We start from the raw sequence: 13,556 nt of genomic DNA on the forward strand, positions 1-13,556 counted from the left end.
TACTGCCTGCCACCACGTCACTCATGCGGATCCCATCCGTCGGTCCATATCGCGTGCGACATCCAGTGCGCCGCGCGCTCGGCTCGTTCCCGCACCGCGGCCACCTCGTCGCCCAGCACGTTCACATGCCCGATCTTGCGGTCCGGGCGTTCGCCCTTGCCGTACAGATGCACCTTCGCGTCGGGCATCCGGGCGAACAGATGGTGCAACCGCTCATCCATCGACATGTCCGGCGCCTCGGGCGCACCGAGAATATTCGCCATCACAGTCACCGGAGCCAGCGGGCTGGTGTCACCGAGCGGATAGTCCAGTACAGCGCGCAGATGCTGTTCGAACTGTCCGGTGCGGGCGCCGTCCATGCCCCAGTGCCCGGAGTTGTGCGGGCGCATGGCCAGTTCGTTGATCAGAATTTCACCGGATTCGGTCTCGAACAGTTCGACCGCCATCGCCCCGACCACCCCCAGATCGCGGGCCAGCCGCAACGCGAGTTCTTCGGCCTCGGCGGCCAGTTCCTCGGAAAGGTCCGGGGCCGGCGCGATCACCACGGCACATTGGCCGTGCCGCTGCACGGTTTCCACCACGGGCCAGGTCGCCGCCTGACCGTAGGGCGAGCGGGCCACCATCGCCGACAGTTCCCGTTTCAACGCGACCCGGACCTCGGCCATCAATGCCACTCCGGCACCGAGCTGCTCGGCGGCGATCTTCGCCGCCTCCGCTGCGCCGGCAGGCATCCATACGCCCCGCCCGTCGTACCCGCCGCGGATCGCCTTGAGCACGATGGGCCAGCCGTGTTCGTCACCGAAGCGGACGGCGTCGGCCTCGGATTCGACCACGGTGAACGGCGGGACCGGCAGGCCCCGCGCGGACAGTTCGGTGCGCATGGCCAGCTTGTCCTGGGCGTAGCGCAGCGCCTGCGGCGGCGGCAGCACGGCGACCCCCTCGGCGACCAGTGCCTCGAGATGTTCGGTGGGCACGTGTTCGTGGTCGAAGGTCAGGGCGTGCGAACCGGTGGCGGCGCGGCGCAGGGCGTCCAGATCGGTATGGCTGCCCAGGACGACATCGGGGCTGACCTGGGCGGCCGGATCGTCGGGCCGCTCAGCGAGGACCCGGAGCCGCTGCCCCAGTGCGATGGCCGCCTGATGCGTCATCCGCGCCAGCTGACCGCCACCCACCATGGTGACGGTCGGCATCGCCGCGGGATCGAATCTACGAGCGTTCACGTCGGTAAATACTGTCACGTCCTGCGCGAACAGTGGCTAGCGGTATGCTCTGGCCTTGTGTCAATCGTCGACGACGTGGTCCGCGTCCTTCCGCAGCCCCTGCAGGATATTGCGTTCCGGAATCGTGAGCTGATCAAATTCGCGATCGTCGGCGCCACCACGTTCGTCATCGACAGCGGGATCTTCTACGCCCTGAAGTGGACGGTTCTGGAGGAGAAGCCGGTTACGGCCAAGATCATCGCCGGTGTTATCGCGGTGATCGCCTCCTACATCCTCAACCGCGAATGGTCGTTCAAGAACCGCGGCGGGCGGGAACGCCATCACGAGGCACTGCTGTTCTTCGCGGTCAGCGGCGTGGGCGTCGTGCTCAGCATGCTCCCGCTCTATATCTCCCGCTACGCCTTCCAGCTGCACCAGCCCACGGTCAGCTTCATGGTGGAGAACATCGCCGATTTCGTCAGCGCCTACATCATCGGCAACCTGTTGCAGATGGCGTTCCGGTTCTGGGCGATGCGGCGCTGGGTCTTCCCGGACGAGGTCGATCAGATGCTGGAAGATCTCGAGGAATACGTGGAAGAGGAACACCACCGGCGGCCGCTCGGCCGCTGACCTGAGGCCGGCTGTACGAGATCGCCGGCCCACGGTCAGCGCGGTGGTGTACCGGTACCCGCGAACGCCCTCAGCGGGGTTCACCGACCCGCCGGCCGTCTATTCGCGCCGCCAGCGGTTTACCGAGGAACACCGCGAACAGCGCGGGGCGGCGTCGCTGCAACTCCAGCCGTCCCCCGTCGGCCTCGATCAACGCCCGCGCCAGCGCCAGCCCCACGCCCGTGGACCCGGCGCCGGAGAAGCCGCGATCGAAGATATGCGGCGCCAATTCGTCGCTGACCCCGTCCCCCTCGTCGGCCACCTGCACACATACCAGCGGATCGCGATCCCGGCCCGGCCGGACCGTGCGCACCGAGACGATGCAGGTCCCGCCGCCGTGCATCAGCGCATTGTCGACCAATACCGTCACCGCCTCCCGCAACCGCGAACCGGTGATCGGGGCGCGCAGCGATTCGTCGCCGGTCAGCGACAGTGTGCGCCCGGCCTCCCGGAACGGATGGGTCCACTCGGCGACGATGCCGCGTAGTTCGTCCATCACCGGGACCGGGTCGCGGTCGGTGGCATCCTCGTGGCGGGAGGCCCGGACCAGATCGTCGATGGCCTCGGTCAGCCGGTCGACCTGCGCCATGGCCTCCTCGGCCTCGTGCACCACCGCCGGATCGGAATGCGCGGACAGTTCGTCGAGCCGCAACCGCACCGCGGTGAGCCGGCTGCGCAGTTGATGCGAGACATCGGCCACCAGCGCATGCTCGCGCTGCAACCGCCCGGCGATCTCCACGGTGGCCGAATCCAGCACATCGGAGACCCGGTCCAACTCCTCGATACCGTGCCGGCGCGGGTCGGCACGGAAATCGCCCATGGTGAGCCGGGCGGCCCGGGCGGCCACATCGCGGATCGGGTCGGCGACGCGCCGCGCGGTGACGATGGCAACAGTGATCGCCGCGCCGAGGGACAGCGCCACGGCCAGCCCCACCCCGGCCACGGCCTGCCGCTGCCGGGCCTTCATCGGCGTGGCGGGAACTTCGAGTCGCAGCGACCCCTCGGTGGCCATCGACAGCGATTCCACCAGCGGGTCGTCGACGGCGACCGCACCGATCTCCACCTTCGCGGCGTTGTCCTCCGGCGACGGATACACGATCGTCAGGCGGCCGCCCTCCGGAACGAGCGGCTGCACGGTGCGCAGGTCCAAACCGCCGCGCACCACACCGGTCCCGCGTTCCTGCCCGATGACCTCGGTGGAGATCTGTTCCAGCCGGCCGCGCAGATCGTTGCGGGTGATGTCCTCGACCCACAGCCAGGCGGTATAGGTGAGCGGAATCCCGAGCACCACCGTGGTCAGCATCAGCACGGTCAGCATCGACCGCAGGATCCGGCGCCGCACGTCAGTCGGTGTTCAACCGGAAACCGACACCGCGCACGGTGACGATCCGCCGTTCCGCCATCGGGCCCTCGTCCCCGATCTTGCGCCGCAGCCAGGACATATGCATATCCAGGGTTTTGGAACCCCGGAGCTCGGCGTCCCCCCACACCTCGCGCAGGATGGTTTCGCGCGACACCACCTGACCGGCCCGGTCGATCAGCACCTTGAGCAGCTCGTACTCCTTGTTCGCCAGCCCGACTTCCACCCCGTTGACCAGCACCCGCCGAGCCGCCGGTTCCAGCCGGATCCCGCCGACCTCCACCGTGTCGTCGCCGATCCCGCTGCGCCGTAACAGAGCCCGCACCCGGGCGAGCAGTTCGGCCAGACGGAACGGTTTACCGACGTAATCGTCGGCGCCGGCGTCGAGACCGACCACGAAATCGACCTCGTCGGTGCGGGCGGTGAGCATCAGCACCGCCATTTCGGCGCCGCGGGCACGGACCTGCCGGCACACCTCCAGACCGTCCATCCCCGGTAGTCCGAGATCGAGAATCAGCAGGTCATGGTGCCCTTCCAGCGCCCGGTCCAGCACCGCGGGACCGAAACTCTCCACGGTCACCGAATATCCTTCGCGGCCCAGCGCCCGCGACAATGGCGCGGCAATCGCCTCGTCGTCTTCGCCCAGCAATACGGCGGTCATGCGCACAAGGTTACGGTCCGGCGATCCCGAGACCGCGTTCTCAGTAGCCACCGTGCCGCGGGGCGGCCTCGAAAACCTGGTGGTACAGCAGCGCGTGCACCTGCTCCACATTCGGTATATCGGAATATGCCAGCGGTTCCTCCGAAGACGAACCGATGATCAACTCGCCGGTCCGGAACATCCGGTCCACCAGGCCGTGCCGGAACTGGACACTGGAAATACGGCTCATCGGGATATCGAGACCGCTGTGCGTGAGCACCCCTTCGCGCACCAGCACTCGGCGGTCGGTGACGATGAAATGCGTCGATCGCCAGTCCAGGATCGGCCCCACACTCCGCCAGGCCAGCACCGCCAGCCAGATCGCCAGGATCAGCAGCAGCAACACCGAACGCGTCGTCGCCTCGGTGGTACGCGACACCAGACCACCCAGGAAGCCGGCCAGCGCGGTCGCGACGATGAGCGTGGTGACGGGCCACAACAGCATCTTCCAATGGGGGTGGGTGTGCAGGATCAGCTCCTCGTCGGGCGCCAGCGCATCCTCCGGATATCCCATGACCGCACATTACCGCCGAAATCCCGGGTCGCTTCGGGCGACGCGGGTTTTCGGGGCACCGCACGTTCAACTCGGGCGCAGATGAGTGATATCCCCGGCGGAGACCGCTTCCTCGCCGATCAGCAAACGGCCCGAAGAATCGATATCGCGGGCAATTCCGGTGAGCAGCCCGCCACCCGGGAGTTCCGCACGCACCGGGGTACCGAGCGTCGCACAGCGTTCCCTGTAGGCGGCGGCGAGATCGGCGGTATCCCAGTCCGCGTCGCGCCAGGCGGTGTAGCGATTCGCGAATTCCGTCAGCAGCGCCAGAACCAGCGCCGTGCGGTCCGGATCGGGCACATCACAGAGAGTGAGCGAAGTCGCGTGCGGGACCGGCAGTTCGTCGGCACCGAGGCTCACATTGAGACCGACCCCCATCACCACGGCCGGTCGCGGACCGCCGGCAGCGGCCTCGGTGAGGATGCCCGCGATTTTGCGCCCCTCGATCAGGACATCGTTGGGCCATTTCAGCGCCGCCGGCACACCGGTCGTCGATCGCAGCGCGTCGACCACCGCGGTGCCGGTGAGCAGCGGAAGCCAGCCGAGCAATTCGGGATCGAGCCCGTCGGTCCGGACGAGCAGCGACAGCGAGATCTGCGCGCGCGGCGGGCTGGTCCAGGGCCGGGCCAGCCGGCCACGGCCCTGCTCCTGGGCCTCTGCCACCAGCACCACCCGATCGACTTCCGGATCCTCGGCCCGCGCGAGTAGATCCGCGTTGGTGGAGCCGGTCGATTCGACCACGTCTATCCCGCTGAAGAACTTCAGTTCCGGGGTTTCGGTGAGCGCGCGCCGCAAACGTTCGATATCCAACGGAGGCCTGTCCACCAGGGGCAGGGTACTGGGTCTGCTTGTGCACCGGCGCGCGCGGGCTCGAGGGCCGGTTCGTCCTTCACAGCACAAGGTGTGTCATGGCGATACGGGGTGGGAGCCCTGTTGACCTGCTTTCGGGCGGGCGCTCCATGAGGGACGGGGTGTGATTTGGAGACGTGCCGGGGGCGAAGCCGGGGACCTGGTCACCCTGCTGTCGGGGTGACCCATCGGGCAATGGGGGCGGAGGTGATTCGGACATGTGCCGTGGGCGAAGCCGGGAACTCGTCGCCCTGCTGTCGGGGTGAACCATCGGTGAAGGGGGCGGGCTGTAATTTTGGAGCCGCTCTGTAATTTTGGAGACGCTCCGCGTCTCGAGGGTGGGGCCCTGGCGGGCCCGGTTCTTCACTTCTCCGCTCCTCCGCTTCGCTCCCCCGCTCCGTCGCTCCAGAACCGGGCGGGCCCCACCCATGGATGGTGTGAACGGAGCGGGGGGTTATCCGGCGAGGTCGAAGCCCTCGGCAGGTGCCGGGTGCCGAATCGCTTCTGGTTCGGCTTCTTCTGGTTCGGATTCGGGTTCGGGAACCTGTTCGGTGAACGTCGGTTCCGGCTCGGTCACCCGCCGCGTGAACGCCACGGCTTCGGGGTACTGCCCGGTGCGAGTTGTCCAGTGCCACATAACGGTCCACCTCCCCTCGAGGTCGAAAATCGGCCTGTTACAAGGGTATTGCCTCGGGTAGGTGCCGGGAAAGCGATTTAATCTCCCCTCCGCGGGCCTGCGACGGCGCCGGGAGATCACCGGGGTCGACGCCGAGCCGTTCCCGCTGAGCTTGGTCGTCGCACCTATTCGCGGGTGTCGTGAGCGGCAGGCCGGGGCGTGGTGATCACAGGGAAGTCCCTCGTGTGTCGTCACCACTGTTCGCGGCGATTTGCGGTACACATAACGACCAGCGGCGACCGACCCACCTGGGGTTTTCATCACCGCGCTCTACTCGCGAGTAGCGAGATCTGGGTTAACAGCGCGGTACGGCTCTGGTTACACTCCGATCCATGACGAGTGTCCAGCAGCAGCCCACGCCGGATTCGGCAGGTGCGCCCGATATCCACACCACCGCCGGCAAACTGGCTGACCTGCGGAATCGGCTGGAAGAAGCCCAGCATCCGATGGGTGAGGCCGCAGTCGACAAGGTCCACGCCAAGGGCAAGTTGACCGCCCGCGAACGTATTCTCGCCCTGGTCGACGAGGGTTCCTTCGTCGAACTCGATGCCCTGGCCCGGCACCGCAGCGTCAATTTCGGTCTCGACAAGCAGCGCCCGCTCGGCGACGGCGTGGTGACCGGTTACGGCACCATCGACGGCCGCGAGGTATGCCTGTTCAGCCAGGACTCCACGGTGTTCGGCGGCAGCCTCGGCGAGGTGTACGGCGAGAAGATCGTCAAGGTTATGGACCTGGCGATCAAGACCGGCCGCCCGCTGATCGGTATCAACGACGGCGCCGGTGCCCGCATCCAGGAGGGCGTCGTCTCGCTCGGCCTCTACGGCGAGATCTTCCACCGCAATATCCAGGCCTCGGGCGTGATCCCGCAGATCTCGCTGATCCTGGGTGCCGCCGCGGGTGGGCACGTGTACTCCCCGGCGCTCACCGATTTCGTCGTCATGGTCGATCAGACCAGCCAGATGTTCATCACCGGACCCGACGTCATCAAGACCGTCACCGGTGAAGAGGTCACCATGGAGGAACTGGGCGGCGCCCACACCCATATGGCCAAGTCGGGAACGGCGCACTATGTGGCCTCCGGCGAACAGGACGCCCTCGACTACGTCAAGGATCTGCTGTCCTACCTGCCCAGCAACAACCGCGCCGAAGCCCCGCGCTTCCCGGCGTCGGACCCGATCACCGGCGCGATCGAGGATTCGCTCACCGAAGAGGATCTCGAACTCGACACCCTGATCCCGGATTCGCCGAACCAGCCCTATGACATGCACGAGGTCATCCGCCGACTGCTCGACGACGACGAATTCCTGGAGATCCAGGCCGAGCGGGCCATGAACATCATCGTGGGCTTCGGCCGGGTCGACGGCCGCAGCGTCGGCATCGTCGCCAACCAGCCCACGCAGTTCGCCGGCTGCCTCGATATCGACGCCTCGGAGAAGGCCGCCCGCTTCGTACGCACCTGCGACGCCTTCAACGTCCCGATCATCACCCTGGTGGACGTGCCCGGTTTCCTGCCCGGCACCGACCAGGAGTACAACGGCATCATCCGGCGCGGCGCCAAGCTGCTCTACGCCTACGGCGAGGCCACTGTGGGCAAAATCACGATCATCACCCGCAAGGCCTACGGCGGCGCCTACGACGTCATGGGCTCCAAGCATATGGGTGCCGATGTGAACCTGGCCTGGCCCACCGCCCAGATCGCGGTGATGGGTGCCTCCGGCGCGGTCGGATTCGTGTACCGCAAACGGCTCGCCGAGGCCGCCAAAGAGGGTGCTGACGTGGAGAAACTGCGTCTGGAGCTGCAGAACGAGTACGAGGACACGTTGGTCAATCCCTACGTCGCCGCCGAACGCGGTTACGTGGACGCCGTGATCCCGCCGTCGCATACGCGCGGCCAGATCGTGTCCGCCCTGCGGCTGCTCGAGCGCAAGATGGTGACCCTCCCGCCGAAGAAACACGGCAACATCCCGCTGTGATCCAGCGATACGCTCAATAAGCCGCACACTGATCGACGGAAACAAGATCGGTGGAAGGTGATCGGGCCGAACTACGCGCGCCCGATCGAGGCAAGAGAGAGGATCTGGCACTGTGACGATTGTGGCAGAAGAAGAAGTATTGGCCGCAGCCGAACTGGACCTCGCCACCGAGGATCTGGCGGCCGATACCGCAAGCGTTGCCGATGCGAGCCCCGCTGCCGAGGCCGACGGCCGGCAGCCGTTCCTGGTCATCGAAAAGGGTGCACCCAGCGACGCCGATATCGCCGCACTGGTCTGTGTGTTCACTGCGGCCGCCGGCGCGGCCGCGACGCCCGCCGACAACGGGCCACAGGATCTGTGGGGCCGGCCGACCCTGCTGCACCGCGGTAGCTCGCCGTTCTCGCCGTACTCCTACCCGCAGCTGTCGAACCTGCGTTTCTGATATCGAACACAGGAGAATGCCGGACGTGACCCGCCTGGTTCTCGCTTCCGCGTCCCCGGCCCGCCGGTCGGTACTACGTGCCGCCGGTATCGAACCGATCGTCCGGGTATCGGATGTGGACGAGGATGCCGTAGCGGCCGCGCTGCCCGCCGGTACCGGGCCCCGCGAGATCGTCGTGGAATTGGCCCGGGCCAAGGCCCGCGCGGTGGCCGCCACCCTCGCCGTGGACGGGTCCGCGGATCTCGTCGTCGTCGGTTGCGATTCGATGCTGCTGATCGACGGCGAACTCCAGGGCAAACCGCATACGGCAGAGGTGGCCCAGGCCCGCTGGCAGGCCATGGCCGGAAACAACGCCGACCTGCTGACCGGGCACTGCGTACTCCGGCTGGTTTCCGGCGCGGTGACCGCGGAGGCCCTCGACTGCAGCGCTACCACCGTGCACTTCGGAAAGCCGGACCCGGCCGAACTGGACGCCTATATCGCCACCGGCGAACCACTGCAGGTGGCGGGCGCTTTCACACTGGACGGCCTGGGCGGCTGGTTCGTCGACCGGATCGAGGGCGATCCGTCCAGTGTGGTCGGTATCGGGCTACCACTGTTGCGCCGACTGCTGCAGGAAGTGGGCGTCGGTATCGACCGGTTGTGGGCCGACGGGCGGCCCTGAACCCGCGGCGGTACGAAAGACCCGCCCGCCCTGCTGTCGCGCGGCGGGTGTGAGCGGACCGGACGAGGCCGGTAGGACGCCGGTGCCCGGTGCCGCCGAAGCCGGTGGCAGCTGACTCGCCGGCCGTACCGCCTGTCCCGCCATTCTCGACACTCGCGCCGCTTGACCGGCGGCCGCGTCGATCCGGCCGGGTTCGGCCGTTCCACGCGACGGCGCGGAAACCGGGTTCTGTTCCGAGCCGCCGGCAGGCTCCGACGGCTCGACCCGCCGCAATCGCACTTCGCAGATCTCGTCGGCCACGAACGGGACGAGTTCGGCTTCCACCGTGCCCGATGCGCCGGATCTCTCCAGCAGCTCCGCGAGCAGGCCGCGATGCACCCCGCACACCACATCGGTGTGGGTACGCGCCAGATCGCGCAGCGGGCAGGCCGTCAGCCGGACCACCGCGGTGTCCTCGGCGTCGCGTCCCGCGCTGTCGCGTTCCGGGGCGAAACCCAATTCCGACATGAGCGAAACGGTCCGGTCCTTCGCGTCCTGCACCGATTCGATCGGTTCGTCGGACAGGTCGAGTTTGCCGCCCCAGGCCCGGCCCGCGGCCATCCCGGCCGCTGCCTGCCGGTCGGGATCGGGGCCGAGCTGATCGGCGAGCGCTTGGGCCAGGTCCTGATAACCGATACTGCGCTGGACCGCACGGTAACCGATGCGCGGGCGGCCCCGCCCGCGTGGCGGCTGCTGGAACTGCCGGACCAGCGACTCACGGGTGAGAATGTCCAGGTGGAAACGCACCGTGGTGACATGCTGACCGGTGATCTGCGCCAGTTGCTGGGCGTCGAGGGGTTCTGTCGCGCTGCGGAGAATCGCAAGCAGGCGCCGCCGCGGCCAAGAATCAGACATAGCTCACCCCTCCTTCGGGGAGACTTTATCGGAGCCGTATGCGACTAATTCGCCCATTGCACCGACTTTGTGCTCTGCAACAAGTTCACGTCAAGTCACACTTACTATCCACAGTGCGGCTCGAACCTGTCGTCAGCACTGCCCGCCTCCTGTGAAGGATCCTTGAACGTGCCCGTCGCCCCGGACCCATATCCCGCCTTCGGCTCGTACGCTTGCCCACACCGTTTGGTAACCACGCAATGGTTGTCGGCAAACCTCGGCACCCCCGGTCTCAAGATCATCGAATGTAATGCCGACGTCCTCCTGTACGGCATCGGCCATGTTCCGGGCGCAGGCAAGCTCGACTGGCGCAGCGATCTCGACGACCCCGTGACCCGTGACTATATCGACGGTGAGCGATTCACCGAACTCATGTGCTCCCAGGGCATCGAACACGACGACACCATCGTGCTGTACGGCAACGACGGTAACTCCCACGCCGCGCATGCGCTGTGGGTTTTCACCATGTTCGGCCACTCCGATGTCCGGCTGCTCGACGGCGGCCGCGACGCCTGGATCGCCGAGAGCCGCGATACCGTCTTCGAAACCCCCGAGCCCGCTCGCAGCCACTATCCCCGGGTCCACCGCGACGACACCACCGTGCGCGCGTTCCGCGAGGACGTCCTCGAACAGCTGGGCACCGCCCTGGTCGACGTCCGCTCACCACAGGAATACGCCGGTTTCTCCGGCGATTCCGCCCCCGGTGGCCCCCTGCGCGGCGGACATATCCCGACCGCCGTCAACATCCCCTGGACCAGCACCCTGGGCCCCGACGGCCGCTTCCGGTCCCGCGCCGAACTCGACGCGGTCTACGGCCACCTCACCACCGCCGACCCCCTCACCGTCTACAGCGGAGTCGGCGAACGCTCCAGCCACACCTGGTTCGTGCTCAAGTACCTGCTCGGCTGCGACCCGGTCCGCAACTACGACGGCTCCTGGTCCGAATGGGGCAACTCGGTCCGGATGCCCATCGCCACCGGCAGTGCGTAGCCCCATCCCACGCCGAGCCGACAGCGGCCGGTCTCGGGTCCTCGACGGCCCGGCCGGCTTCGACGGATTCGCCCCACGAACAGAACCAGCGCAACCGAAGGCACAGCCGAGTTCAGCGAGACCCCTAGGTTTCGACCCACGAACACCCCCGGCGCAACCACCGACGCCACCGAGTCCAGCGAGACCCCGAAACGTTCCGACCCACGAACACCCCCAACGCAACCACCGACGCCACCGAGTCTTACGAGGCCCTGAACGGTTTCGGCCCACGAACAACCGCAACGCAACCAGCGGCGCCACCGAGTCTTACGAGGCCCTGAACGGTTTCGGCCCACGAACAACCGCAACGCAACCAGCGGCGCCGCCGAGTCTTACGAGGCCCTGGAAGGTTTTGGCCCGTCCCTGCTGTCAGCACTCGACACGATGCGGCGCAGCCGCGAGTGTCGAGTGCTGACAGCAGGGACCAAGGGGGGCCAAAACCCGCGCGCCGAAGGCGCGCCAAAGATACTGTGATCTACCCCCCTACTACTCAGTAGGGCTATCCGAGTTCCCGCATTGTTGGCAGACTGCCTACACTCGCCCGGAGACATACATGTCGACCGGGCGCGGAGCCCGCGTAGCGGATCCGAACCCACGGAAGCGGAGCCCACGAAGCGATCCGACCCTTTTACGGACCGGCGGACCCCGATCCGCGGGAGCGGAGCCGAGGCGCGGCCATCCCGCACAGCGACCACAGAGATTGCAACAGGAGGCTCAGTGCCCAGCCATGCCAGCGCGCGGATCACGAAGGTACTCGTAGCTAACCGAGGCGAGATTGCCGTCCGCGTTATCCGGGCAGCCAAGGACGCCGGTCTCGGCAGTGTCGCGGTTTACGCAGAACCCGATGCCGACGCGCCTTTCGTCAAGCTCGCCGACGAAGCGTTCGCCCTGGGCGGGCAGACCTCGGCCGAGTCGTATCTGGTCTTCGACAAGATCCTCGATGCCGCGGCCAAGTCCGGCGCGGATGCCATCCACCCCGGTTACGGCTTCCTTTCCGAGAACGCCGACTTCGCCCAGGCCGTCCTCGACGCCGGGCTGATCTGGATCGGGCCTTCCCCGCAGTCCATCCGCGACCTCGGCGACAAGGTCACCGCCCGGCATATCGCCGAGCGCGCGCAGGCGCCGATGGCGGCCGGCACCAAGGACCCGGTGAAGAACGCCGACGAGGTCGTGGAGTTCGCGAAGAAGTACGGCGTTCCGGTCGCGATCAAGGCGGCGTTCGGTGGTGGCGGTCGCGGTATGAAGGTCGCGCACACCATCGAGGAGATCCCCGAACTGTTCGAGTCGGCCACCCGTGAAGCGGTCGCCGCGTTCGGCCGCGGGGAATGCTTCGTCGAGCAGTACCTGGACAAGGCCCGCCATGTCGAGGCGCAGGTCATCGCCGATCAGCACGGCAATGTGATCGTCGCCGGTACCCGTGACTGCTCGCTGCAGCGCCGCTTCCAGAAGCTGGTCGAAGAGGCCCCGGCCCCGTTCCTGACCGACGAGGTGCGCGCCTCGATCCACGCCTCCGCCAAGCGGATCTGCAAGGAGGCCGGTTACTACGGCGCCGGCACCGTGGAATACCTGGTGCAGGGCGATACCGTGTCGTTCCTCGAGGTCAACACTCGCCTGCAGGTCGAGCACCCGGTCACCGAGGAGACCTCCGGCCTGGATCTGGTCCGTCAGCAGTTCCGGATCGCCAACGGCGAGAAACTGGAGCTCACCGAGGATCCGACCCCGCGCGGGCACTCCTTCGAGTTCCGGATCAACGGCGAGGACGCCGGCCGCGGCTTCCTGCCCGCCCCCGGCCCGGTGACCGCGTACTCCGAGCCGACCGGCCCGGGCGTGCGCGTGGACTCCGGTGTGGTGGCCGGCAGCGTGATCGGCGGACAGTTCGATTCCATGCTGGCCAAGCTCATCGTCACCGGTGAGAACCGGACCCAGGCGCTGGAGCGGGCGCGGCGTGCGCTGGCCGAATTCCATGTGGAGGGCCTGGCCACGGTGATCCCGTTCCACCGGGCGATCGTGGAGGACCCGGCGTTCGTCGGTAACGGCGAATCGTTCGACGTCTACACCAAGTGGATCGAGACCGAGTGGAAGAACACGGTCGAGCCGTTCACCGGCGGCGCCCCCGTCGAAGAGGACGGCGAACCGCGCCAGAAGGTCGTGGTCGAGGTCGGTGGCCGTCGCGTCGAGGTCTCGCTGCCGGGTCAGTTCTCGGTCGGTTCGGGCGCCCCCGCGGCCGGCGGTGCGGTGCGCAAGAAGCCGAAGCCGCGTAAGCGTGGCGGCGCGGGCGGCGGTGCCGCTTCCGGTGACGCGGTCACCGCGCCGATGCAGGGCACCGTCGTGAAGGTCGCCGTCGAGGAAGGCCAGTCGGTCGAGGCCGGGGATCTGATCGCGGTACTCGAGGCCATGAAGATGGAGAACCCGGTGAACGCGCACAAGGCCGGTGTGGTCACCGGACTGAATGTGGCGGCCGGCGCCGCGATCACCCAGGGCACGGTGCTCGCCGAGATCAAGTAGTCCG

Annotated in this window: 13 protein-coding genes; 6 read left to right on the plus strand and 7 right to left on the minus strand. The window is 67.4% G+C overall.

What is annotated here, in order from left to right:
- Window positions 1-17: 17 nt before the first annotated feature.
- Complete coding sequence (locus ACFWPH_RS23690; protein WP_378754491.1) at window positions 18-1,190, minus strand: 5-(carboxyamino)imidazole ribonucleotide synthase; 1,173 nt, start codon at window positions 1,188-1,190, stop codon at window positions 18-20.
- Window positions 1,191-1,277: 87 nt separating this feature from the next.
- On the opposite strand from ACFWPH_RS23690, the gene ACFWPH_RS23695 reads away from it, so the two are divergent.
- Window positions 1,278-1,829, plus strand: coding sequence for a GtrA family protein (locus ACFWPH_RS23695; protein WP_068041406.1), 552 nt, complete (start codon window positions 1,278-1,280; stop codon window positions 1,827-1,829).
- A gap of 70 nt (window positions 1,830-1,899) precedes the next feature.
- Here ACFWPH_RS23695 and ACFWPH_RS23700 read toward each other — a convergent pair whose 3' ends face one another.
- The 5 genes from ACFWPH_RS23700 to ACFWPH_RS23720 all read right to left on the minus strand — a co-directional run bounded on the left by ACFWPH_RS23700 (window position 1,900) and on the right by ACFWPH_RS23720 (window position 5,967).
- On the minus strand, window positions 1,900-3,210 hold the full coding sequence (locus ACFWPH_RS23700; RefSeq protein ID WP_378754326.1) for a sensor histidine kinase: 1,311 nt from the start codon (window positions 3,208-3,210) through the stop codon (window positions 1,900-1,902).
- A gap of 1 nt (window position 3,211) precedes the next feature.
- On the minus strand, window positions 3,212-3,889 hold the full coding sequence (locus ACFWPH_RS23705; RefSeq protein WP_068041400.1) for a response regulator transcription factor: 678 nt from the start codon (window positions 3,887-3,889) through the stop codon (window positions 3,212-3,214).
- A gap of 40 nt (window positions 3,890-3,929) precedes the next feature.
- Window positions 3,930-4,442, minus strand: coding sequence for a PH domain-containing protein (locus ACFWPH_RS23710; protein WP_280417831.1), 513 nt, complete (start codon window positions 4,440-4,442; stop codon window positions 3,930-3,932).
- Between the two features lie 66 nt (window positions 4,443-4,508).
- Window positions 4,509-5,306, minus strand: a complete 798-nt coding sequence (locus ACFWPH_RS23715; RefSeq protein ID WP_378754327.1) for a biotin--[acetyl-CoA-carboxylase] ligase — start codon at window positions 5,304-5,306, stop codon at window positions 4,509-4,511.
- 478 nt (window positions 5,307-5,784) lie between these two features.
- Window positions 5,785-5,967 (minus strand): hypothetical protein, encoded by a 183-nt coding sequence (locus ACFWPH_RS23720; protein WP_378754328.1) that lies wholly within the window; start codon window positions 5,965-5,967, stop codon window positions 5,785-5,787.
- 371 nt (window positions 5,968-6,338) lie between these two features.
- On the opposite strand from ACFWPH_RS23720, the gene ACFWPH_RS23725 reads away from it, so the two are divergent.
- From ACFWPH_RS23725 to ACFWPH_RS23735, 3 genes are all read left to right on the plus strand, one after another.
- The gene (locus ACFWPH_RS23725) at window positions 6,339-7,979 is read left to right on the plus strand and encodes an acyl-CoA carboxylase subunit beta (protein ID WP_033244368.1); all 1,641 of its coding nucleotides are present in this window, start codon (window positions 6,339-6,341) and stop codon (window positions 7,977-7,979) included.
- Between the two features lie 112 nt (window positions 7,980-8,091).
- Entirely contained in the window at window positions 8,092-8,421 is a 330-nt protein-coding gene (locus ACFWPH_RS23730; RefSeq protein ID WP_378754329.1) for an acyl-CoA carboxylase subunit epsilon, read from the plus strand.
- A 25-nt stretch (window positions 8,422-8,446) separates the two neighbouring features.
- Entirely contained in the window at window positions 8,447-9,085 is a 639-nt protein-coding gene (locus ACFWPH_RS23735; protein ID WP_378754330.1) for a Maf family protein, read from the plus strand.
- On the opposite strand, the gene ACFWPH_RS23740 is transcribed toward ACFWPH_RS23735, so the two are convergent.
- Complete coding sequence (locus ACFWPH_RS23740) at window positions 9,011-9,979, minus strand: transcriptional regulator (protein WP_378754331.1); 969 nt, start codon at window positions 9,977-9,979, stop codon at window positions 9,011-9,013. The two genes, ACFWPH_RS23735 and ACFWPH_RS23740, sit on opposite strands and share 75 nt — an antisense overlap.
- A gap of 168 nt (window positions 9,980-10,147) precedes the next feature.
- Here ACFWPH_RS23740 and ACFWPH_RS23745 point away from each other — a divergent pair, with 168 nt between their 5' ends.
- Window positions 10,148-11,008: a sulfurtransferase gene (locus ACFWPH_RS23745; protein ID WP_378754332.1), complete on the plus strand. Its 861-nt coding sequence runs from the start codon at window positions 10,148-10,150 to the stop codon at window positions 11,006-11,008.
- Window positions 11,009-11,764: 756 nt separating this feature from the next.
- Window positions 11,765-13,552, plus strand: a complete 1,788-nt coding sequence (locus tag ACFWPH_RS23750; protein ID WP_378754333.1) for an acetyl/propionyl/methylcrotonyl-CoA carboxylase subunit alpha — start codon at window positions 11,765-11,767, stop codon at window positions 13,550-13,552.
- The last annotated feature ends 4 nt before the right edge of the window (window positions 13,553-13,556 follow it).

The organism is Nocardia sp. NPDC058499 (assembly GCF_042719915.1).
Lineage (GTDB): Bacteria > Actinomycetota > Actinomycetes > Mycobacteriales > Mycobacteriaceae > Nocardia.